We start from the raw sequence: 22,323 nt of genomic DNA, 5'->3' as shown, positions 1-22,323 counted from the left end.
ACTAGAGAGCAGTGCCCGAAGAGGCATTGCAGCCTGACATACAATGCAGCCACCGCCATGACGTTGACTGCGGGATTGAGGTGATACCGTGACTCAAGAAGTCGAGAACCTTATCAAGACGGATTACGCCGCCGGCTTTTATACCGATATCGAATCCGACACGCTGCCGCCTGGCCTTGATGAAAATGTCATACGCTTTATCTCGGCCCGCAAGGAAGAGCCTGAGTGGATGCTCGAGTGGCGGCTGAAAGCGTATCGCGCCTGGCTGGAAATGGAAGAGCCGACCTGGGCCCACGTACATTATCCGGAAATCGACTTCCAGAGCGTTTCCTTTTACTCGGCTCCCAAAAGCATGGCTGATCGGCCCAAGAGTCTGGATGAGGTCGATCCGGAGCTGTTGGCGACCTATGAAAAGCTGGGCATTCCGCTGCATGAGCAGGAAGCACTGGCTGGCGTTGCAATGGATGTGGTCTTCGACTCGGTATCGGTCGTCACCACCTTCCGCGAGAAACTGGAAGAGGCGGGCGTCATTTTCTGTCCGATCAGCGAGGCCATTCGCCGTTTCCCGGATCTGGTAAAACAGTATCTGGGGACCGTAGTGCCGCAAAAGGACAACTACTACGCTGCCCTGAACTCCGCGGTTTTCTCCGATGGCTCCTTTGTCTACATTCCCAAGGGCGTACGCTGCCCCATGGAGTTGTCCACTTATTTCCGGATCAATGAACTGAATACCGGGCAGTTCGAGCGCACCTTGATCGTTGCTGATGAGGGCTCCCACGTCAGTTATCTGGAAGGCTGCACCGCCCCCATGCGTGATGAAAACCAGTTGCACGCTGCGGTGGTCGAGCTGGTAGCGCTGGATGGTGCCCAGATCAAATATTCCACGGTACAGAACTGGTACCCCGGCGATGCAGAAGGCAAGGGCGGTATCTACAACTTCGTGACCAAGCGTGGCGTTGCCCATACCAATGCCAAGATTTCCTGGACCCAGGTGGAGACCGGCTCGGCGGTAACCTGGAAGTATCCCAGCTGCATTCTCAAGGGTGACAACAGTGTCGGCGAGTTCTACTCGGTCGCGCTGACCAATAATTTCCAGCAGGCTGACACGGGCACCAAGATGATCCATCTTGGCAAGAACACGCGCTCAACCATTGTTGCCAAAGGGATTTCCGCCGGTCAGAGCAACAGCTCTTACCGCGGACTGGTGCGCATCAACCCCGGCGCTGAAGGCGCGCGTAATTTTACCCAGTGCGACTCGTTGCTGATCGGCGACCGCTGCGGTGCGCATACCTTCCCGTATATCGAGAGCAAGAATCCCAGCGCAGTCGTCGAACATGAGGCGACCACGTCAAAGGTCAGTGATGACCAGATGTTCCTCTGCCAGCAACGCGGTCTGGACGCTGAGAAGGCGGTCTCGATGATCGTCAACGGCTTCTGCCGCGAGGTCTTCAAGGAGCTACCGATGGAGTTTGCCGTGGAAGCAGGCAAGTTGCTGGAGGTCAGCCTGGAAGGTTCGGTGGGTTGATCCACCGCAGGCTGTCGAGACCATTTCATATAGATTATCAGGCGTAAAATATGTTATCGATCAAAGGGTTGCACGCTAAAGTTGAAGAAAAAGATATCCTCAAGGGGCTGGATATCGAGATCAATCCGGGTGAGGTGCACGCGATCATGGGGCCGAACGGCTCCGGCAAAAGCACCCTCGGCAACGTGCTGTCCGGCCGCCCTGGCTATGAAGCAACCGGCGGCAGCGTGCTGTTCAAGGGCCAGGACCTGCTGGAACTGGATACCGAAGAGCGGGCCCGTGAGGGTATTTTCCTGGCGTTCCAGTACCCCGTTGAAATCCCCGGCGTCAGTAACATGGAATTCCTCAAGGTCGCGGTTGATGCCAAACGCAAGCATGCCGGACTGCCGGAGCTGTCCGCCGTCGAGTTCATGAAACTGGCGCGCGAAACCAGCAAGCGGGTTGACCTTGATGCCAGCTTCCTCAAGCGCGGCGTCAACGAAGGTTTTTCCGGTGGTGAGAAGAAGCGGAACGAGATCATGCAGATGATGCTGCTCGAGCCCGACCTGTGCATCCTCGATGAAACCGACTCCGGTCTGGACATCGACGCCCTGCAAGTCGTCGCCGATGGTGTGAACTCCATGCGCGACGGCAAACGCAGCTTCATTGTCGTCACCCACTATCAGCGTCTGCTGGATTACATCGTGCCTGATTATGTGCACGTTCTGGCTGGTGGCCGCATCGTCAAGTCCGGCACCAAGGAGCTGGCGCTGGAGCTGGAAGCCAAGGGCTATGGCTGGCTGGAAAATGGAGAAGGCTGAATATGTCCGATTTTCAACAACAGGCCCTGACACTCGCAGCAGAGCAGCGCAGCCCCGAATGGCTGGCTGAGCTGCGGGGCCGGGGTGCTGACGTCTGGTCGGCGGCAAAATGGCCGACCCGCAAGACCGAAATGTGGAAATACACGCCGCTGCACCCGTTGCAGAGCGAGACGCCGGCCCAGTGGGCCCAGGTGGACAACTGCGCCTGGCAGCAGGCTATTGACCCGATTACCCTGGACGCCACCCGCCTGGTATTCATCAACGGGCATTTTTCCAGCGAGCATTCCAGTGATCTGCCCGCCGGCGTGGTGCGCTTCGTCGATGCCGATGCCAATCAACAGGCGCTGATCCGTCAGCAGCTGGGCACCGTCGCCAATACCGGCGAACATCTGTTCGCTGCCCTGAGCGATGCCTGGGCCGCCGACGGCATATTGCTGCACGTTCCCCGTGGCACCCGCCTGGAAAAGCCGGTCTACATCCTCAACGTGGCTACGCCTGAAGCGCAGCCGGCGGTGAGCAGTCAGCGCGTGCTGGTGATTCTCGAAGATAACAGCGAAGCCGAGCTGATCGAGCATTACGTGTCCGGTAGCGAGAAGCAGAATCTCTTCGTCAACAGTCACACCGAAGTGGTGGTAGGCAACAACGCGCAGATTCAGCATTACCGGATCAACCTGGAACAGGAAGATCTGCTGCACGTCGGTGGCGTGCACATCGACCTGCACCGCGACGCCCGCTTTCTCGGCTTTACCCTGGCGCAGGGCAGCCGGCTCAAGCGTATCGACTACCACGTCAATCATCGTGGCGAAGGTGCGCACCTGGGGCTCAACGGCGTTTACCTGCCGCGCAACAAACAGTTGATCGACTATCACACCAACGTCGAGCACCGCGTGCCCAATTGCACCACCGACGAAGTGTTCCGCGGCATCATCGGTGACTCGGCCAAGGCCGTGTTCAATGGACGCATCCATATTCATCAGGATGCCCAGAAGACCCTGGCCGAGCTCAGCAACAAGAACCTGCTGACTTCGCCGACGGCCGAGATCAATACCAAGCCGGAGCTGGAGATCTACGCCGACGATGTTCGCTGCGCCCATGGTGCAACCATTGCCCAATTGGATGAGACCTCGGTGTTCTATCTGCAGAGCCGTGGCGTTACCCGCGCCGATGCGGTGCGCATGCTCAGCTTTGGTTTCATCAATGAGTTGCTCAATGAAGTGCCTGAGCAGGCAATTCAGGACTACCTGCGGCCGCGCCTGACCACCCTGTTTGGTGAAAGCCCTCAGGGCGACGAGCTGGGACAGATGCGTTATGAATGATTTGGCCATCGACCGGCGCAGCACGTTCAATGCCGAACAGGTGCGGCAGGATTTTCCGATCCTGCAGCAGGATGTTCATGGCAAACCGCTGGTGTACCTGGATAACGCTGCCACCACGCAGAAGCCTGAGGCGGTGATCCAGGCGATCGTCGATTACTACCGCAAGGACAACAGCAACGTCCACCGCGGTGCCCATGCCCTGGCTGAGCGCGCTACCGACAAGTTCGAGCAGGCGCGGGTCAAGGTAGCCGGCCTGATCAATGCCGCCGAGCCGCGGCAGGTCATCTGGACCCGTGGCACCTCGGAAGGCATCAATCTGGTAGCGGCCAGCTGGGGACGCAGCCAGCTGCGCGAAGGCGACCGCATTCTGGTGTCGGCCATGGAGCACCACTCCAACATCGTGCCTTGGCAGATGATCGCCGCGCAGATGGGCGCCACGGTTGAGCCGATTCCGGTAAGCAACGACGGCACGCTGGATCTGGATGCCTTGCAGGGCATGCTGGATGCGCGGGTACGCATGGTCGCCTGCGGGCACGTGTCCAACGCCCTGGGTAGCGTCAACCCGGTGGAACAGATTGTGCGTATGGCCCACTCGGTGGGCGCGTTGTGCCTGATCGATGGCGCTCAGGCCATGAGCCATCTGCAGGTGGACGTGCAGGCGCTGGACTGCGATTTCTATGTGTTTTCCGCGCACAAGATGTTCGGCCCGACCGGCGTCGGCGTGCTTTACGGCAAGGCCGAGCTGCTGGAAGCCATGCCGCCATACCAGGGCGGTGGTGAAATGATCGAAACGGTCAGCTTTGCCGGTACCACCTACAACCAGCTGCCTTACAAATTTGAAGCCGGCACCCCGGATATCGCCGGCGTGATCGCCTTGGGCGCTGCGGTGGATTACCTGCAGAGCCTCGATCGCGAAGGGGCTGAACGGCATGAGCAGGAACTGCTGGAATACGCCGAAGCCAGGGCCCGGGCCATGCCCGGAATTACCCTGGTGGGCACGTCAGCCAAGCGCACCGGGGTCCTGAGCTTTCTCATGGACGGCACCCACCCCCACGATGTGGGCATGCTGCTGGATCAGCAGGGCGTCGCGGTGCGTACCGGCAACCATTGCGCCCAGCCGATCATGGACCAGTTGGGTATCCCTGGCACAGTGCGCGCCAGTTTCTGTTTCTACAACACCAGAGCCGATATCGATCGTCTGTTCGAGGCGCTGACCAAGGCGAAACAGTTCCTTGTCGAGGAGTAGAGTATGAGTGTCGAATCTTTTGATCCAACCAGCCAGGCGGTTTCCGTCAGCCCGGCTGCGCTCGAACACTTCCGTCGTCAGTTGACCAGCCAGCCGGGCAAGGCGGTACGCGTCAGCATCAAGAAAAGCGGCTGCACCGGTTTCATGTATGTCATCGACATGGTGGAGCAGGGCGCCGAGGATGACCTGCATTACCAGCTGGACGACCAGGTCGAACTGCTGGTGGAACGCGAGAGTCTGGCAATTCTCTCCGGCACCGAGATCGATATGGTGAAGGAAGGCATCAACCGCCAGATCCGCTTCATTAACCCCAACGTCAAAGACCAATGTGGTTGTGGCGAAAGCTTCAGTGTGAGTTGACATGGAAAGACGCATGGTTGTCGCCCGGGCAGACTGCCCGGCGCGGCGGGTTCCCGATGGCACACCGCTGACGATCCCGAAAGATACTTTTGTAACCATTACCCAGGCGCTGGGCGGTAACTATACCGTTACCTACAACGGCCAGATGGTGCGTGTGGATGGCACCGATGCGGAGAACCTCGGCCTCGAGCCCGAGCTGCTGTCATTCCCCGCGCCGAGCGACGACCAGATCCGTGAAGAGGACGTCTGGACCGCATTGAAGACCGTTTTCGACCCGGAAATTCCGGTGGATCTGGTTAATCTGGGGCTGATCTATTCGGTCATAGTCGACCAGCCGGCCAAACGGGTGGACATCAGCATGACCCTGACTGCGCCCGGTTGCGGCATGGGTCCGGTGCTGGTGGGTGATGTTGAGTACCGGGTTCGCCTGGTACCCAATGTCGAGAGCGTGCACGTGGACCTGGTCTTCGACCCGCCGTGGAACCGCGACATGATGAGCGAAGAAGCGCAACTCGAAACCGGTATGTTTTTCTAAGAGCGACCTCAAGGACTTTGCATGAGCCAGTTCGGCACAGACATCAGTAGCGACGATATCATCGAGACGCTGTCATTCTTTGACAGCTGGGAAGATCGCTACAAGTACATCATCGATCTCGGTCGCGAGCTGCCACCGCTGGATGACAGCGAGCGCACCGAGGGCAATATCGTGCGCGGTTGCCAGAGCCAGGTCTGGCTGACCAGCCGGGCGGAGGGTGGCCGCCTGTATTTTGATGCTGACAGCGATGCCTTTATCGTCAAGGGGCTGCTGGCTGTGGTGCTGGCCGCTTACAACGGCAAGACGCCGGAGGCTATTCTGGCCTTCGATATCGAGGATTACTTCACGCAATTGAATCTGCTCAAGCACCTGAGCGTGACCCGCGGCAATGGTCTGCGCGCGATGGTCAAACGGATCAAGGACACGGCTGCAGCGCAGTAACGCTCATTGCCGATGCGTTCTCTGCTGTAAAGCCAAGGGATAGGACAGGAGCCGGGTGGCTCCTGTCCCAGGCGAATATTCAGCGGCGGGCGATAATCCAAACAGCGTGAATGATGCCCGGCAGGTAGCCGAACAGTGTCAGCAGGATGTTCAGCCAGAAAGCGCCGCCAAAGCCGACCTGAAGAAACACCCCCAGCGGTGGCAGCAGAATGGCAATGATAATTCTGATGATGTCCATGTATTCACTCCTGATTGATAAGCAACCGCGGTGCGGTCATAGGGCGGTCAGGTTCTGTGACTGTCGGCGCAGCCTTATGGTTCCGATTCTCCGAACTCAGTATAGATCGCGCCGATAGCGCTGCTGCTTCTGTAGTTCCTGCCATTGTTGAGGCGACAAGACCGCTTGCAGCAGGCTGTGGATCTCGTTACCCATGCCGGCCAGGCTGCCACAAACGTGAATACTGGCCCCACGGTCCACCCATTGCCGAAGCTGATCTGCCTTGGCAGCCAGGCGGTGCTGCACGTACTCCGGCTGATCGCCGGCGCGGGAGAAGCAGCGATCCAGCAGTAGCGTGCCTTCGGTCGTCCAGGCATCCAGCTCCTCTGCGAGCCAGCGGTCATGCTGCTGGCAGCGTTCGCCAAAGAGCAGCCAGTTATCCGGACACCCCAGACGTTGGCGCTGCCGCAGCAGGCCGCGCAGCCCGGCCAGCCCGGTACCGGCGCCGATGAAGATGCCAGGGCGGTTATCCTCAGGCAGATGGAAGCCGGGGTTCGACCGCAGCTGTATTTCCACCATCGCACCAGGTTCTGCATGACAGCACAGCCAGCCGGAACCTTGTCCTGCGGAGCCGTCGTCAGTGACGACCTGACGAACGATCAGCTCCAGAGCGCCGTCCTCCGGCAGGCTGGCGATGGAATAAGTGCGCAGGATCGACCCGATGCGTACCTCAGCCAGATCGCCGGCCCGCCAGTCAGGTAGCTCACCCACCGGCAGCAAACGTATCAACCAGGCAGGCGAGCCCGGACTGTCAGGATTGAGCTGAGTGCGCCCGCACAATGTCCAGTGGCTGAACGGAGCAGAAGAGGGCGCCTGGAGTTTCAGGCCAGTCCATTGCGATACTTGCCGATGCCAGGCATGCAGCACGTCGGTATCCAGCCGGTCCGCCTCATGGCGAGGCAGCGCAGCCTTAGCCCCGGTTCCATCCAGCCAATCCCCCAGCTGCCGGCCAAACCCACAGAAGTCGGCATAGCGGCGGTCACCCAGCGCCAGCAGGCTGTAGTCCAGGCCCGTCAGATCAGGCCGGGCCTTGCTGGCCCGCTGCCAGAAGGAGGCGCCGTTGTCCGGCGCTTCCCCCTCGCCATAGGTGCTGACAATGAACAGGGCCCGCGAATAACCTGAGAGAGCGTCAGGGTGCAGTGCATTCAACGGCAGCAGCGCTGGCTGCAGATTGTGCTGGTGGAACGCCGATGACAGCCTTTCGGCGATGGCCTGGGCCGCGCCGGACTGGCTGGCATAGGCAATCAGCCACTCCAAAGCCGTTACTGACGACATCGCTTTGGGCCGTGGCGGGCGCACCAGGCACAGCCAGCACAATAACAGCCAACTGCCAAAGGCCAGAGCGGCCCACAGCAATCGCTGATCGGCTAGCCAGCTCACCGGGGACAGCTCCGTCATCAGGGCGCCATGACTTCCAGCGTGGCGCTGTAGGTAGCGCGGCGCTGGGTCAGCGGTGCCTGCACGCCATCTTCCTGCACCACCTTGGCTTCCAACCACCAGAAGCCGGCGCTTGGCCAGGTGAAGGCGACTTTGCCGTCGGCATCCGTGGTCTGGCGGATATCATTGAGCCCGTCGCGGTGGCGGATACCGCCGGGGATAACATTGACCTCGACACCCGCCGCCGGCTTGCCGTCCAGCAGGAAGACGAACTCCGCCGTTTCCGTGGCGAACAGGTCATTTGGATGGGTGATCGGCTGCAGCTCAAGCCCTTGGCCAGTGGGCGCAAAGACGCTGTCGGTCGGCTCGCCAGAGGTCACGAAGACCTCCATGCGTGATTCCATCTGGCTGACCTGCACATCCTGCGCATTAGCCGGCAGGGCATCACCGACATCGGCGAGCTCTCCCATCCAGCGGCGCTCCTCACCATTCTCCTGGTAGCGCGCGAAGTACCGTGGTGCACCGGCGACAGCCAGTTTGTAGGTCCCTTTCTGGGTGATCTCAACATCGAATACGCTGCGGTACTTGCCGACATGGCCGTTCTGCGCGGCGACTTCCTCGCCGTCGGGCGCGGTGATGACAAGGCGGTTGGCGGCGCGTGGCCTTGCATTGCCATCGGCACGCTGCGGCGGCTGGCCGATGCCCTCCAGCACCAGCGGGTGGTGTTCGAAGTAGAACAGGTCATTGGCGACGGCCGCATCAACACTGATCCAGGCGTTATCGCCCGAAACAACGGTGGTCGAGGGCAGCATCCAGGCCCGGTGGGCATTGGCTGACAGGGGCAGGGTGACGGCAATGGCGAGGGCGGTCCAGCGGGTAAGTTGTTTAAGCATGGTGTTGTATTGTTCCTGTTCTGGTCTTGAGTGTGGTTCAGGGCTGTATGTTCAGGCTGATGTTGCCCAGTTCGGTTTTACCGCTCACTTGATGCTCGGTCTGGTCGGCTACCGGCCAGCTGAATGGCAGGCGCACCAGCTCCCGGCCGCCTACTTCACGGGCCGCTTCCACCACCAACTGGTAATCCCCGGGTTTCAGGGCGGCGAGCGCCGAGTGGTCAGCCGGGAAGGTGAGGCTATGCTCGCCGACCGGCCGTGTGGCACCGGACAGGCCATCCACCGGCAATGCCAGCGAACGACCGCTGCGCCGCCACCATTGGCGCATGTCCTTCAGCCATTTTTCTCCTTCGTTGTCTTGCAGCTTGAGGTCATACCAGACCGATAGATCAGCCACATGTCCCTCGCCATTCTCGATCCAGATGGCGACGTAGGGCCGGTGATATTCCGCTACTGCCAGCCGCGGTACTTCGACCGAAACGGTCATCTCGGCTGCGCTGGCGTGGGCCGCGAAAGCAGCCAGCGGCAGCAAGAACCATGTGCGCATGGGGTTATCCTCTTTCAGTGGATTCAATGAATGAACAGCAAGGCAATGAGTACCGGAATCAGCAGACCCAGCCCGGTGACCGGCCAGGTGGAAGGGCGATTGCGCGCCTGCCGCCGGAGCAGCAGCAGACCGGTCAGGCTGAAGATCACGCAGACCCCGGCGAAGATATCGATAAACCAGCTCCAGGCTGCACCGCTGTGCCGTCCCTTGTGCAGGTCGTTGGCATAGGCGATCCAGCCCCGATCGGTATCCTCGAAAAACACTTCTCCAGCCTGCAGATCCAGTGTCAGCCAGGCATCGCCGCCTGGCCGGGGCATCCCCACATAGATCTCATCAGCCGACCACTCGATAGCATCCTGACCAAACCGGACCTCGAGTGTCGCCTGCAGCCAATCATGTAACGGCGCGGGGAAGACCTCCTGCTCGGCTGCCATCGGCAGCAATGGCCTCAGCTCATCCGGCAGCTGCAGCTCCAGGGTACGCACCTGTGGCTGCGACTCGATTCCCGCCGCATGGTTGAGGGTGATGCCGGTAACGGCGAACAGCAGCATGCCCGCCAGACACAGAGCGGAACTGATCCAGTGCCATTGCCGCAGGGTGCCGATAACCAGGTGTTTCATTGCCTGTTGCTCATCTCGCAAGGCCCACGGCGACCGTGGGCCGGGGTTGGTCAGAAGCGGTAGTTGGCGGCCAGCCAGAAGCTGCGTGCCTTCTCCGTCACGTTGTAGTCATTCGAGCAGGACCAGGTGTCGTGATTGCCCAGATCATCGAAGGTCGGCTCGCAATTGCGACCGGCCATATCCTTGTCCAGCAGGTTGTTGACGCGACCATGCAGGGTCAGATCGTTACTGGCCTGAAAGCGCATCCCCAGGTGATAGATGTCGTAGGACTGGTAGTAGAGCTTGCGGGTAACCGGCGTCGGCCCGCTGCTGACAGCGGTGCCGCGATAGCGTTCGTCACGCAGCTCGGCGATCAGCGATAGATTCAGGCGGGGCAAGGCATCCCAGCTGAGGGTGCTGTTGAGCATGTGCTCCGGTGTGTTGACCAGGGGCAGGCCTTGCTGGGCGCCGCTCTTCTGTTCGCTGTCCGTGTAGGTGTAGTTGCCGCTGAGGCTGAGCGTGGGAATGATTTCCCAGCGTGCGGCCAACTCGATGCCCTTGGTCTCGGCCTTGTCCACGTTGGTGCTCTGGCTGAAACTGTCGTATCCCAGTTCGGCCCAGCCGGGGCCGACATCCACGCAGCCCGAGCTGAGATACTTCACGCCGTTGGCGTTGTAACAGTTGGGGACGGCATCGGCGCGGGCGATCTTGTCCTTGAACTCATTGAAGAACAGCGTGACGTTGGCATTGAAATTGGTCAGGTTGTCGTAGTACGCCGCGACTTCATAGTTGGTGCTGGTTTCCGGCTGCAGATCCGGTGACCCGGCCATGGGGCTGACGCCCTGGCCGCCGAAGCCAACGATACCCGGGAACAGTTGGTTCGGCTTGGGCGTCTTGTAGCCAGTACTGACCCCACCCTTGAGAGTCCAGTTGTCCGTGGTACGCCAGGTGAGATAGGCGCGCGGGCTGATCTCGGAGCCGAAGATGTTGTGGTCGTCGTAGCGGGCGCCATAGGTGAAGGTCAGCTTGTCGGTGAGGTCCCAGTTGTCCTCGGCGAACAGCGCCCACTGCTTGTGATCCTGCGTCGCGCCGGATTGATAGCTTGCTCCGTCCATACCGAATACACCATCCTCCATCTCGGCAACGAAATACTGACCGCCGACGGTGAAGTGGTGATCGCCGATGTTATTGCTGAGCTTGGTGTCGAAGATGGTGTTGCGAATTTCCAGCTCGCGGCGGTTGCGGGGCAGGAAGGTATTTTCCAGTTCCGCACGCAGCTCATCGGTCAGCTCCGGCGTGCCAATACCCTGATCGGCGGCGGCCTGATCCCAGATGGCCTGCAAGGCGCCTCGCTCCTGCACCGTCAGCGGCAGGGAACGACCGAGGTTACTGCTGGTGCTACGGGTCAGGCTGGTGTCACTGGTGCCAAACGTCCAGCGTCCGGTATGCGCCAGGACGAATTGCTCGCGCTCGACCCGCTGGTATTCCGCATAACCGACACGGGGCTGAATGGTCCCTGCTCGGGCGCGCCACAGGCTGTCGACCGAGTCCAAGGTCCCCGTCTGGCCTTCGGTGTTGTCGTAGCGCTGCTTGGCGATATCGTATTCGAACTGGAAGTCATGATCTTCCAGTGGCGTGAGATTGAGGGTGAAGCCGGCGTTCCAGTTCTTTGCCGCCACGATCTTCTTGTCGCCGAAACTGCCGTTATCCTCGAACAGGCTGCCATCGCCATTGACCAGCGTGCCCACACTGTACCCCGGATCGCTCTGTTCGCGATCATACAGGCTGGCGCGCAATCCCAGACCGAGTAGCCCCTCGATCAGCGGGCCACTGGCGAACAGGTCGGTCTTGCGATCGTCACCGAACTGGGAATCCTCCTGGATAGAGATGCCGTGGCTGATGGAACCACCCCAGCTGTCCTGCACCTTGCGTGTGATGATATTGATCACCCCACCCATCGCATCGGCGCCATAGAGGGTAGACATTGGCCCGCGGATAACTTCGATGCGCTCGATGGCATCCATCGATGGCATGTACATGAACTGGCTGTTGCCGAAGTTGTTCGGCCCGATGTCGCCGATATCACTCTGCCGGCGCCCGTCGATCAGCACCAGGGTGTAGTCCTTCGGCAGTCCCCGCATGGTGATGCTGATATTGCCGTTCTTGTCGAGATCGGCGCCGACATCTACGCCTTCTACGTCACGTAGCGCATCGGCCAGCCCAGCGTAGGGTTTGCTCTGGAGTTGTTCGCGGCTGATCACGCTGATACTGGCGGGTGCGTCGGCAATCTTCTGCTCGAAACCCGTGGCTGACACGACGGTGACATCGGGTAACTGAATCGAGTCCTGATTGGCCAGCGCAACACTGGCCGCCAGCAGCGCAACGCCACCAGCGAGGTGGGCGGGGAGGGTAATTCTGATCGACATCCGTTAGTGCTCCTTATTATGCCCTGGCAGGGCTTCCGGTGTGATCATCATGCTAATCAGAATCGTTATCATTATTGATTGTGCGCGAGAGTATAGAGACCCTTTAGCGAAAGGGCTACCGTCTTTTATATTTAAACGGGAATATTTCTCGTTTCCGAGAGAAAAGCGAGAGGAGGTTTACTTTAGGGCAATGTGGAAGCCCGGAAATGAAAACGCCCGCCGAAGCGGGCGTCTGCCGAGGCAGCTCAGAGCCGATCAGAAATCGACGGTAGCGGAGAGCCAGAGGCGGCGACCTTCCTGGATGGTACCGCTGGTGGAGCGAGTGATATGGGCATAGTTCGAGGTCCACTGAGTATCGCCTTCACTATCGATATAGTAAGAGCCCTCCAGGAAGTCCTTATCGAACAGGTTGTAGATGGTAGCCGTCAGGGTGACATTATCGGAAGCCCGGTAAGAACCGCCCAGGTGGAAGAGTTCATAGGCATCCATGTCGCCAACTTGCCGTTCTATCGCCTGATCATCGGCGTTCAGGTTTTCATAGCGCTGAGTGAAGCGCGTACGCTCGCCCCGATACTCACCGCGCACCCAGAGCGACAGCCGCTCTGTGGCAGCCCAGTTGAGCTTGGCGTTAAGCAGGTGTTCCGGGGTGTTGTTGATACGCTCACCCTTGTCCGGCCCGCTTTTCTGTTCGCTGTCGCTGTAGGTGTAGTTACCGCTCAGGGTCCAGCGGGGGGCGAACATCCAGCTCGCCGCTAACTCCAGCCCTTGGGTTTCAGCCTCACCGATATTGGTCAGTTGCGAATAGGTGCCGTCGGGGATTGTCGGATGCCCGGAGACAACAATGTCATTGCCATCGGAAATCTTGTCCTTGAACTCGTTATGGAACACGGTGGCGTTGGCGTTGAAGCCGGCCAGGTTGTCGTAGTAAACCCCGAATTCCATGTTGGTGCTTTCTTCCGGGCTCAGGTCAGGGCTACCGATAGTGATAGTGTCGCCCTGACCGGTAACGCCATTGATACCGTCATGCAGGTCGTTCAGGTCCGGTGTCCGATATCCTTTGCTTACACCGCCTTTCAACGTCCAGTTATCATTGGTATTCCATACCAGATAAGCGCGCGGCGTGAAGTGACCACCAAATGCATCGTGGTCTTCATAGCGCCCGCCCAGCGTCAAGGCCAGATCCTCACGCATACGCCACTCGTTTTCCGCGAACAATGCCCATGATTTCTGTTCGAAATCTTCATTGGCAATGCCGTCGGTCATCTCGGAGTCACGGTATTGGCCGCCCACGGTGAACAGGTTGGCATCGCCGATGGGGGCAACCAGTTTGCTATCGAGAACCAGATCGGTGGATTCAAGCTGGCGGCCATTACCGCCGATGATCGAAGGAAAACCGGCGTAGGGCGCGCCGATCTCGCCAGGAATCGTGCGGCCGAGGGTTTCGGTAGTGCTGTGAGTAATACTGCTGTCCAGGTTACCAAAGCCCAGGCGGGCGCTGTGCCCAAAAGCGTACTGCTCGCGTTCAAAGCGCAGCTGGTCAGCGTACCCGTTTGCCTCAGGATTCGCGGGAACCTCACAGTTTCTATTCCTGCCATCCAATGTACCCAGCTGGCATTCATCGTTCTCATACACCTGGCGACCACGCTCGAAGTCCAGGTAGAAGTCATGATTATCAACAGGCGTGAGGTTGAGGCGACCACCGATGGTGTAGTTACGCCCTTCAACCGGCGAGGCCCCACGCTTGCTGACTTCCGAGTTGTTGTCGAACATCAGGTCAGACTCTTCCCGGTTGTACAGACTGCCGCGCACGGCCATGCCAAGCAGGCCTTCCACCAGCGGCCCGCTGGAATAAAAGCTGGTCTTGCTGGCGTCACCGTAATCACGGTTTTCCTGGAAGGTATGATCCAGGCTGATGGAGCCGGTCCACTCGTCAGCCACTTTCTTGGTGATGATGTTCACCACGCCGCCCAGAGCATCAGAGCCGTACAGAGTGGACATTGGGCCTCGGATGACTTCGATGCGCTCAATGGCGGACATGGGAGGAATAAAGCTGGTGGAGGTTTCGCCGAAGCCATTGGGAGAAACATTACCCGGAGCATTCTGCCGGCGGCCGTCAATGAGAATCAGCGTGTGCTGACTTTCCATGCCGCGAATGCTGATATTGAGCCCACCGGTTTTGCCAGTGCCCTGATTGACGTCGATACCTTCCACATTCTCCAGAACCTGCGCCAGGTTACTGAACCGATTCTGCTGCAGATCCTCCTGACTGATCACACTGATGCTGGCCGGCGCTTCGGTGATTTTCTGCTCGAAGCCCGAGGCGGTGACGACGGTGTCGGACAGGCGGATGGCCTCCTGGTTGGCCAGCGCAACGCCGCTTGCCAATAGAGTCAAACTGCCGACGAGGGCGCAATGTGCTGCAAGGGCAGGGCGGTTCGGCAACATCAGAAACTCCTTTCGGATGAGCTGTAGACGAGAATAGGGTGCGTCTAGCAGGAAGATTGATAATGATTATCAGGCGCCGGCAATATTACATCTCACTTTGTAAATTTCAACCGGCAAATGTAAATTTCTGAGCGGAGCGGGAGGACGGAGGAGGAGCAGAGAAAAACCCAGCGTGCCGGGAGCCCGGCACGTGAGCGTCAATAGAAAAACTGCAGGCAGTGAAGAGAGGTTACTTCAGGCGGCGCTCGATCCCCATGTGTACCAGGATCTTGGCGGAGATCTCCTCCACCGAAAAATGCGTAGAGTTGATGTGCGGGATGTTTTCCCGGCGGAACAGGTTTTCCACCTCGCGGATTTCGAACTCGCACTGGGCGAAGCTGGCGTACCGGCTATTGGGGCGGCGTTCATTGCGGATGCTGGCCAGGCGATCAGCATCGATGGTCAGGCCGAACAGCTTCTGTTTGTAGGGCTTCAGCGCGGCCGGCAGTTGCAGGCGCTCCATGTCGTCATCGGTGAGCGGATAATTAGCCGCACGAATGCCATACTGCAGAGCCATATAGAGGCAGGAGGGCGTTTTGCCGCAGCGGGAAACGCCAACCAGGATGATGTCCGCTTCTTTATAATGATGAGTGCGCGCGCCATCGTCGTTGTCCATGGCAAAATGCACGGCATCGATGCGATCCTGGTAGTTGCCGTTGTGCTGGATCGAGTGGGATTTGCCCACCGAATAGGACGAGCCGGCGCCCAGTTCCTGCTCGAGCGGCGCCAGGAACGTGGAAAAGATATCGATGATGTAGCCTTTGGACAGAGTCAGCTCTTGATGAATGTCACGATTGACCACGGTTTCGAAAATGATCGGAGGCTGACCATCTGCCTCGGCAGCGGCATTGATTTGTTGTACCATGTCCCGCGCTTTTTCCACGGTGTCCACATAGGGCCGCAGCAGCTTGCTGAATTGGATGTTCTCGAATTGAGAGAGCAGGCTCTGGCCAAGCGTCTCGGCAGTGATACCGGTACCATCGGAAATGAAAAAAGCAGTGCGTTTCATGCGCGAAGCCTTAAGATAACAGAATTTGCGAGGGCGTCAGTCCTGAGCCCTCGATCAGCGTCAAAGTGGCATTGTGGCGTATTTGTGACTTGCAGACCAGACGGCAAAGCCCGCGCTGCGAACCTATTCATCGATTGACGGAGAGATCACCTTGCTAGAGTACGTAGTGTCCTTTGAGCAACTGGGTGTTGGAGATGTTGAGCGAGTTGGCGGCAAGAACGCCTCGCTTGGTGAAATGATCAGCAATCTGGCTGGTGCCGGTGTATCCGTACCGGGTGGCTTTGCCACCACCGCTGATGCCTATCGCGAATTTCTCGAACAGAGTGGTCTCAACGACCGTATCAATGCGGCGCTGGACGTGCTGGATGTGGATGACGTCAACGCCCTGGTGCGTACCGGTGCGCAGATTCGCCAGTGGATCATGGAAGCCGAATTCCCCGCTGCGCTGGATAGTGCAATTCGCGAAGCCTTTGCCAAGCTGTCGGCTGGCAATGACAACCTGGCTGTCGCCGTTCGTTCCTCGGCTACCGCTGAGGACCTGCCTGATGCTTCCTTCGCTGGTCAGCAGGAGACCTTCCTCAATATCCGCGGCGTAGACAACGTCATCCGCGCTACCAAGGAAGTTTTTGCCTCCCTGTTCAACGACCGCGCTATTTCCTATCGAGTCCACCAGGGCTTTGACCACAAGCTGGTTGCCCTGTCTGCTGGCGTTCAGCGCATGGTGCGCTCTGAAACAGGTACTGCTGGCGTGATGTTCACGCTGGATACCGAATCCGGTTTCCGTGACGTGGTGTTCATCACCGGTGCCTACGGCCTGGGCGAAACCGTCGTGCAAGGTGCGGTAAACCCCGACGAGTTCTATGTTCACAAGCCGACCCTGGAAGCGGGGCGCCCATCCATCCTGCGCCGCAACCTCGGTAGCAAGGCGATCAAGATGGTTTACGGCGAAGAGGCAGCGCTGGCCGCTCGGTCAAAACCGTGGATGTGGATGCCGCCGAACGCGCACGCTTCTGTCTGAGCGATGAGGAAGTTGTCAGCCTGGCCCGCCAGGCAATGATTATCGAGAAGCATTATGGCTGCCCGATGGATATTGAGTGGGCCAAGGACGGGGACGACAATCAGCTGTACATCGTTCAGGCTCGTCCGGAAACGGTCAAGAGCCGCAGCAATGTCAACGTCATGGAACGCTATCTGCTGAAGGATAAGGGCACGGTGCTGGTAGAAGGCCGGGCGATCGGCCAGCGTATCGGCGCAGGCCCGGTGAAGATCATCCGTGACGTGTCGGAAATGGACAAGGTTCAGCCCGGTGATGTGCTGGTGTCGGACATGACCGACCCGGATTGGGAGCCAGTCATGAAGCGCGCCAGCGCTATCGTTACCAACCGCGGCGGCCGCACCTGCCACGCCGCGATCATCGCCCGCGAGCTGGGGATTCCGGCTGTGGTCGGTTGCGGTAACGCCACCAGCGAACTGAGCGATGGTCAGGAAGTGACTGTTTCCTGCGCCGAAGGCGATACCGGCATGATCTACGAAGGCCGGCTGGAGTTCGATATCCGCACCAACAGCGTGGATGCCATGCCGCCGCTGCCGTTCAAGATCATGATGAACGTCGGCAACCCGGACCGTGCATTCGATTTCGCCAACCTGCCCAACGAGGGCGTGGGTCTGGCGCGTCTGGAGTTCATCATCAACCGCATGATCGGTGTGCATCCCAAGGCGCTGCTGAATTTCGACAGCCTGCCTTCGGAAGTCAAGGACAGCGTCGAGAAGCGCATCGCCGGTTACGCTGACCCGGTCAGCTTCTATGTCGACAAGCTGGTCGAGGGCGTCAGCACCCTGGCAGCGGCGTTCTGGCCGAAGAAAGCCATTGTGCGACTGTCGGACTTCAAGTCCAACGAATACGCCAACCTGATCGGCGGGCGCCTGTACGAGCCGGAAGAAGAAAACCCGATGCTGGGCTTCCGTGGCGCGTCGCGCTACATCAGCGAATCCTTCCGTGACTGCTTTGAGCTCGAATGCCGGGCGATGAAGCGGGTGCGTGATGAAATGGGCCTGACCAACGTGGAAATCATGGTGCCTTTCGTGCGCACCGTGGGCGAAGCCAAACAGGTTGTCGAACTGCTGGCCGAGAATGGCCTCAAGCGTGGTGAGAACGGCCTGCGCCTGATCATGATGTGCGAGCTGCCGGCCAACGCGCTGCTGGCTGACGAGTTCCTGGAGCACTTTGACGGTTTCTCCATTGGTTCCAACGACCTGACTCAGCTGACTCTGGGCCTGGATCGTGACTCCGGCATCATCGCGCACCTGTTCGATGAGCGGAACGCTGCGGTCAAGAAGCTGCTGGCCAACGCCATTGCTGCCTGCCACAAGGCCGACAAGTACATTGGTATCTGCGGCCAGGGTCCGTCGGATCATCCGGACCTGGCTCGCTGGTTGATGGAGCAGGGCATCGAAAGTGTATCGCTGAACCCCGATTCGGTAATGGATACCTGGTTCTTCCTTGCGGAAAACAACGGCTGATCAGCCTGGGAGCATGACGATGTATATAACGCCAGACCTGTGTGACGCTTATCCCGACGTCGCGGTTGTCGAACCCATGTTCGGCAACTTCGGCGGGCACGACTCCTTTGGCGGCGAGATCGTCACGGTCAAGTGCTTTGAAGACAACTCCGTGGTCAAGGAGCTGGTTGAAGAGAACGGTAAAGGCAAAGTCATGGTAGTGGATGGCGGCGGCTCTCTGCGCTGCGCCATGCTCGGCGACATGCTGGCGGACAAGGCGGCAAAGAACGGCTGGGAAGGCATTATCATCTACGGCTGCGTGCGCGATGTGGATGTGCTGATCCAGACACCGCTCGGCGTCCAGGCCCTGGCCAGCCATCCGCGCAAGAGCAACAAGCGTGGCGTCGGCGAGCATAATGTGCCGGTCACCTTCGGTGGCGTGACCTTCCGTCCGGGTGAATATGTATATGCCGATAACAACGGCATCATCGTATCGTCCACAGCGCTGCAAATGCCCCAGTAAGCGCCAGGCATTTTCAGTTCGACACATCGGCCGGGTGACATCATCCGGCCGATGTTCGTCTGTGCTGTGTATTCATCGACTCGGAGATAGCCATGGACGATCCATTTGAAAGCCAATTACGCCAGCTGATGCGCGAAGATGCCTCCGGGCAGCCTCCCAGCGCGGATGACAAGCGGCTGGAACGTGTCCTGCATCGAGCTCATATCCACAGCGGTCTGTTCGATCTGCTCCGGCTGTTCGCCAGCTGGGGGTGGGTCATCGGCGAAGGTGGAGGGCGCGGCTTGCGCCAGGCTGCCGCAGCTCGCCGGGAACGGCGCACCTCTTCCACTGATCTGAATTCATAGCGAGCCTATCCCATGGAACAAGAAACCTGGAGCCAGAGTTTTGTGGCTGCGATGACTGCTTTGTGGACCAAAGTAGCCTCTTTCATACCTGACTTGATCACCGCGCTTATCATTGTGCTGCTAGGCTTCGTGATTGCCCGTATCGTCGATACGGTGCTGAGCAAGGGCCTGGCCAAGCTCGGGCTCGATCGGCTGATGACCGGGGCAGGGGTGACCAAGATGCTCGGCCGCATCGGCATTGCCTCGCCGGTATCGGCAGTCATCGGCAAGATCATCTACTGGTTCATTATTCTCACTTTCGTGGTTTCCGCTGCGGAAACCCTGGGGCTGGCACGGGTCTCTGCGACACTGGATGCCTTTGCGTTGTACCTGCCAAAGGTCTTCGGAGCGGCGCTGATTCTGCTGGCGGGGTTGCTGCTGTCCCATCTGGTAGCCGGGATGGTGCGCGGCACCGTCGAAAGCATTGGCGCCGACTATGCCGGCGGCATCAGCCGGCTGGTGCAGGGGCTGCTGGTCATCATTACGGTGTCGCTGGCAATAGGGCAGTTGCAGATCGAGACCCAGTTGCTCAATACCGTGATCGCCATCGTGCTGGTGTCCTTCGGTGCGGCGGCGGCGTTGGCCATGGGTTTGGGCAGTCGCGACACGGTCAGTCAGATTATCGCCGGGGTTTATCTCCGGGAACTGTATCAGGTCGGAGATCGAATCAAGGTCGAAGACCGCGAAGGCGTGATCGAAGAGATCGGCACTGTTAAAACCACACTTGTGGATGATGAAGGCCGTTTCATTTCTATACCCAACCGCACTCTACTGGATAAACCCGTGTCGCTCTGACGGCGATACGGTCCTGCCAACTTGCCGATGACTCTGTTTTGACCGATAGCCTGGCTTCACGCAATCGCAGCCAATTGTCCGAGATGACGGACGAAGAACTGGTCGCGCGCGCCAATCGTGAACTTTTCCATACTACCGTTGCCTATGAGGAGCTGATGCGAAGGTATCAACGCACACTCTTCAATGTGTGTGCCCGATATCTTGGCAACGAAAGGGATGCTGATGATGTATGTCAGGAAGTGATGCTCAAGGTGCTGCACGGGCTTAAGCACTTTGAAGGTAAGGCCAAGTTCAAAACGTGGCTATATAGCATCACTTACAATGAATGCATTACCCAGTATCGAAAAGAAAAACGCAAGCGGCGGTTATACGATGCGCTTAGTCTGGACGCTCAGGAAGAAGCCCAAGAACCTGAGGGCCCAGCCGTAGACAGCAAGGGCCTGGACCATTGGCTCGTGCATGTCAACCAGGTAGATCGGGAAATCCTGGTATTACGCTTCGTTGCGGAGTTGGAGTTTCAAGAGATATCCGACATCATGAACATGGGATTGAGTGCGACCAAGATGCGCTACAAGCGAGCATTGGAAAAGCTGAGGAAGCACTTGAACAATCCTTTTTAGATGTGGCTCGCTTGAATTACCGTAGCTTCTGCTATACTGCCTGCGAGTTTTGCGCAAAACCTAACGTCCGAATGGATTTAACGGGGATTCAAAGATGAAATTGAAAAACACAGTAGGTATCGTTGTAAGTGCTGCTATCGCCGGCTCCGCGCTGCCGGTCATGGCCCAGAGTGCCGGTTCGGTTGAAGTCGAAGCCTTCGCCAAGCGCTATTTCACCGACAGCCGCCACAATCTGAACGACGGTACTCTGGTTGGTGGTAGCCTGGGCTACTTTGTCACCGACGACGTACTGTTGAACATCGGCCTGGGTACTTACAAGAGTCTGGAAGTGGATAACGGTCCGAACTCCGGTGAAGATATCGACGGCAAGCTCGCCCACGTTGAAGCCGTTTACCACTTCGGAGAAGGTGCGCTGCGTCCTTACATTTCCGGTGGCTTCGCTCACCAGGAACTGGAACAGGTCGGTACCAACACGGATGACCGTACCACTATGGCTGTGGCCGGTTTCGGTGTGAAAAACTACCTGAACGAAAACTTCTTCGTGAAGGCTGGTGTTGACGCCCTGTACGGTCTGGACCATCGCAACACCGAATGGCAGGCCGGCGTTGGCTTAGGTCTGAACTTCGGTTCTTCGCCCGCTCCGGTTGTAGCCCAGGCTGAGCCCGCTCCTGCCCCGGCACCCGCTCCTGAGCCCGAGCCAGAGATGCAGTCCGTTCGCGTTGAGCTGGACGTCAAGTTCGACTTCGACCGCGACACCATCCGTCCGGAGTTCCGTCAGGACATCCAGAGCCTGGCTGAGTTCATGAAGACCTATCCTTCGGTCACCACTACCGTTGAAGGTCACACTGACTCCGTCGGCACTGATGCCTACAACCAGAACCTGTCCGAGCGTCGCGCCAACTCTGTTCGTGAAGCGCTGATCGCTGAAGGCGTTGAGTCTTCCCGCGTGAATGCAGTCGGTCACGGCGAAGCTCGCCCGATCGCTGACAACTCAACCGACGATGGCCGCGCCATGAACCGTCGCGTTGAAGCTGAAGTGGAAACTGAGGTTGAAGTTCGTTAATCGATCTTCTTCATCATAGACCCCGTGGGCGTTGCATTCGCGACCACCCGGGGTCAGCTTGCCAAGGATGGCAGGCCAAAAAAAGCCGGTCATTGACCGGCCTTTTCGTTTCTGAATCTAGGTATTTCTCAATCGACGGCCTGGTTCACGCCAGGAAAGCGCAACCTGAAATCCTCAGGCATCGGCGCAACCTTTGCGGTAAGGAAGTGATAGAACACGAAGCCGGACTTGGCCAGGGCAACCAGCTCGCCGCTATCGGCCTTGGTGATACGGAAGATGATATCGCCGCCGTACTTGTTCAGATCCATCAGCCCCACTTCAAAGACGAGAGTTTCCCGGGCGAACGCCTCCTTGAGGTAGGTGGTGGCCAGATCGGTGACGATAATGCCGACCTCTGTGACACCAGCTTCTTCTATACCGAACTGATACAGAAAGCGAGCCCGGGCCTCAGATATCATCGAGACCATGGAATCGTTTGCCAGATGCTTGCCTGAGTTGATGTCGGTGATGCGGACGGTCAGTTGAGTGGTGAAGTAAAACTGATCTTCCGGAAACTCCAGATGTAAACGTGCCATTCTTTCCAACCTGTTGCTGCATGATGTGCCGGA

Annotated in this window: 21 protein-coding genes and 1 pseudogene; 13 read left to right on the top strand and 9 right to left on the bottom strand. The window is 58.7% G+C overall.

From position 1 onward, the window contains the following. Positions 1-88 precede the first annotated feature (88 nt). The 7 genes from sufB to QAO71_RS08280 are packed head-to-tail and all read left to right on the top strand — an operon-like array spanning position 89 to position 6,223. Positions 89-1,525, top strand: a complete 1,437-nt coding sequence (gene sufB, locus QAO71_RS08310) for a Fe-S cluster assembly protein SufB (RefSeq protein WP_036989766.1) — start codon at positions 89-91, stop codon at positions 1,523-1,525. A 50-nt stretch (positions 1,526-1,575) separates the two neighbouring features. Beyond that, positions 1,576-2,325, top strand: a complete 750-nt coding sequence (gene sufC, locus QAO71_RS08305; RefSeq protein ID WP_036989767.1) for a Fe-S cluster assembly ATPase SufC — start codon at positions 1,576-1,578, stop codon at positions 2,323-2,325. 2 nt (positions 2,326-2,327) lie between these two features. Further along, on the top strand, positions 2,328-3,641 hold the full coding sequence (sufD, locus tag QAO71_RS08300; RefSeq protein WP_036989768.1) for a Fe-S cluster assembly protein SufD: 1,314 nt from the start codon (positions 2,328-2,330) through the stop codon (positions 3,639-3,641). Then, positions 3,634-4,887, top strand: coding sequence for a cysteine desulfurase (locus QAO71_RS08295; protein ID WP_280165639.1), 1,254 nt, complete (start codon positions 3,634-3,636; stop codon positions 4,885-4,887). Before sufD ends, QAO71_RS08295 begins: the two co-directional genes overlap by 8 nt. Positions 4,888-4,890: 3 nt before the next feature. After that, on the top strand, positions 4,891-5,247 hold the full coding sequence (locus tag QAO71_RS08290; RefSeq protein ID WP_036989771.1) for an iron-sulfur cluster assembly accessory protein: 357 nt from the start codon (positions 4,891-4,893) through the stop codon (positions 5,245-5,247). 1 nt (position 5,248) lies between these two features. Then, on the top strand, positions 5,249-5,782 hold the full coding sequence (sufT, locus tag QAO71_RS08285) for a putative Fe-S cluster assembly protein SufT (protein WP_280165638.1): 534 nt from the start codon (positions 5,249-5,251) through the stop codon (positions 5,780-5,782). A gap of 21 nt (positions 5,783-5,803) precedes the next feature. After that, complete coding sequence (locus QAO71_RS08280) at positions 5,804-6,223, top strand: SufE family protein (protein WP_036989775.1); 420 nt, start codon at positions 5,804-5,806, stop codon at positions 6,221-6,223. 79 nt (positions 6,224-6,302) lie between these two features. On the opposite strand, the gene QAO71_RS08275 is transcribed toward QAO71_RS08280, so the two are convergent. The 8 genes from QAO71_RS08275 to QAO71_RS08240 all read right to left on the bottom strand — a co-directional run bounded on the left by QAO71_RS08275 (position 6,303) and on the right by QAO71_RS08240 (position 15,832). Beyond that, positions 6,303-6,461, bottom strand: coding sequence for a YqaE/Pmp3 family membrane protein (locus QAO71_RS08275; RefSeq protein WP_036989777.1), 159 nt, complete (start codon positions 6,459-6,461; stop codon positions 6,303-6,305). 96 nt (positions 6,462-6,557) lie between these two features. Next, positions 6,558-7,898: a sulfite reductase subunit alpha gene (locus QAO71_RS08270; protein WP_280165637.1), complete on the bottom strand. Its 1,341-nt coding sequence runs from the start codon at positions 7,896-7,898 to the stop codon at positions 6,558-6,560. After that, positions 7,898-8,770, bottom strand: coding sequence for a DUF4198 domain-containing protein (locus QAO71_RS08265; RefSeq protein ID WP_074781217.1), 873 nt, complete (start codon positions 8,768-8,770; stop codon positions 7,898-7,900). The genes QAO71_RS08270 and QAO71_RS08265 overlap by 1 nt, the downstream gene beginning before the upstream one ends. Positions 8,771-8,807: 37 nt before the next feature. Beyond that, positions 8,808-9,314 carry a DUF2271 domain-containing protein gene (locus QAO71_RS08260; RefSeq protein ID WP_280165636.1) on the bottom strand — a complete coding sequence of 169 codons (507 nt, stop codon included), beginning with the start codon at positions 9,312-9,314 and terminating at the stop codon, positions 8,808-8,810. 23 nt (positions 9,315-9,337) lie between these two features. Next, complete coding sequence (locus QAO71_RS08255) at positions 9,338-9,934, bottom strand: PepSY-associated TM helix domain-containing protein (protein WP_280165635.1); 597 nt, start codon at positions 9,932-9,934, stop codon at positions 9,338-9,340. A gap of 50 nt (positions 9,935-9,984) precedes the next feature. Further along, a complete protein-coding gene (locus QAO71_RS08250; RefSeq protein WP_136869450.1) occupies positions 9,985-12,339 on the bottom strand; it encodes a TonB-dependent receptor in 2,355 nt (784 codons plus the stop codon). A 255-nt stretch (positions 12,340-12,594) separates the two neighbouring features. Continuing rightward, positions 12,595-14,784, bottom strand: coding sequence for a TonB-dependent receptor (locus tag QAO71_RS08245; protein WP_280165634.1), 2,190 nt, complete (start codon positions 14,782-14,784; stop codon positions 12,595-12,597). Positions 14,785-15,013: 229 nt separating this feature from the next. Further along, on the bottom strand, positions 15,014-15,832 hold the full coding sequence (locus QAO71_RS08240) for a pyruvate, water dikinase regulatory protein (RefSeq protein ID WP_036989783.1): 819 nt from the start codon (positions 15,830-15,832) through the stop codon (positions 15,014-15,016). Positions 15,833-15,983: 151 nt separating this feature from the next. Between QAO71_RS08240 and ppsA the strand changes: the two are divergent. The 6 genes and pseudogenes from ppsA (at position 15,984) to QAO71_RS08210 (ending at position 21,715) form a co-directional block, all read left to right on the top strand. Beyond that, positions 15,984-18,352, top strand: a pseudogene (ppsA, locus tag QAO71_RS08235) (phosphoenolpyruvate synthase). A gap of 13 nt (positions 18,353-18,365) precedes the next feature. Next, on the top strand, positions 18,366-18,854 hold the full coding sequence (gene rraA / locus QAO71_RS08230) for a ribonuclease E activity regulator RraA (protein ID WP_036989785.1): 489 nt from the start codon (positions 18,366-18,368) through the stop codon (positions 18,852-18,854). A 92-nt stretch (positions 18,855-18,946) separates the two neighbouring features. Next, the gene (locus QAO71_RS08225; RefSeq protein ID WP_036989786.1) at positions 18,947-19,198 is read left to right on the top strand and encodes a hypothetical protein; all 252 of its coding nucleotides are present in this window, start codon (positions 18,947-18,949) and stop codon (positions 19,196-19,198) included. A gap of 12 nt (positions 19,199-19,210) precedes the next feature. Further along, complete coding sequence (locus tag QAO71_RS08220) at positions 19,211-20,032, top strand: mechanosensitive ion channel domain-containing protein (RefSeq protein WP_280165633.1); 822 nt, start codon at positions 19,211-19,213, stop codon at positions 20,030-20,032. Positions 20,033-20,070: 38 nt separating this feature from the next. Further along, positions 20,071-20,652: an RNA polymerase sigma factor SigX gene (gene sigX, locus QAO71_RS08215; protein ID WP_036989788.1), complete on the top strand. Its 582-nt coding sequence runs from the start codon at positions 20,071-20,073 to the stop codon at positions 20,650-20,652. Between the two features lie 94 nt (positions 20,653-20,746). Beyond that, positions 20,747-21,715, top strand: coding sequence for an OmpA family protein (locus QAO71_RS08210; RefSeq protein ID WP_036989789.1), 969 nt, complete (start codon positions 20,747-20,749; stop codon positions 21,713-21,715). A gap of 128 nt (positions 21,716-21,843) precedes the next feature. On the opposite strand, the gene QAO71_RS08205 is transcribed toward QAO71_RS08210, so the two are convergent. Beyond that, entirely contained in the window at positions 21,844-22,290 is a 447-nt protein-coding gene (locus QAO71_RS08205; protein ID WP_036989790.1) for a thioesterase family protein, read from the bottom strand. Between the last annotated feature and the right edge of the window lie 33 nt (positions 22,291-22,323).

Origin of the sequence: Halopseudomonas sp. SMJS2 (assembly GCF_029866945.1) — a bacterium.
Classification (GTDB): domain Bacteria; phylum Pseudomonadota; class Gammaproteobacteria; order Pseudomonadales; family Pseudomonadaceae; genus Halopseudomonas; species Halopseudomonas bauzanensis.
Note: the sequence above shows the minus strand (reverse complement) of the source record. Positions and strands in the feature narration are given on the sequence as shown.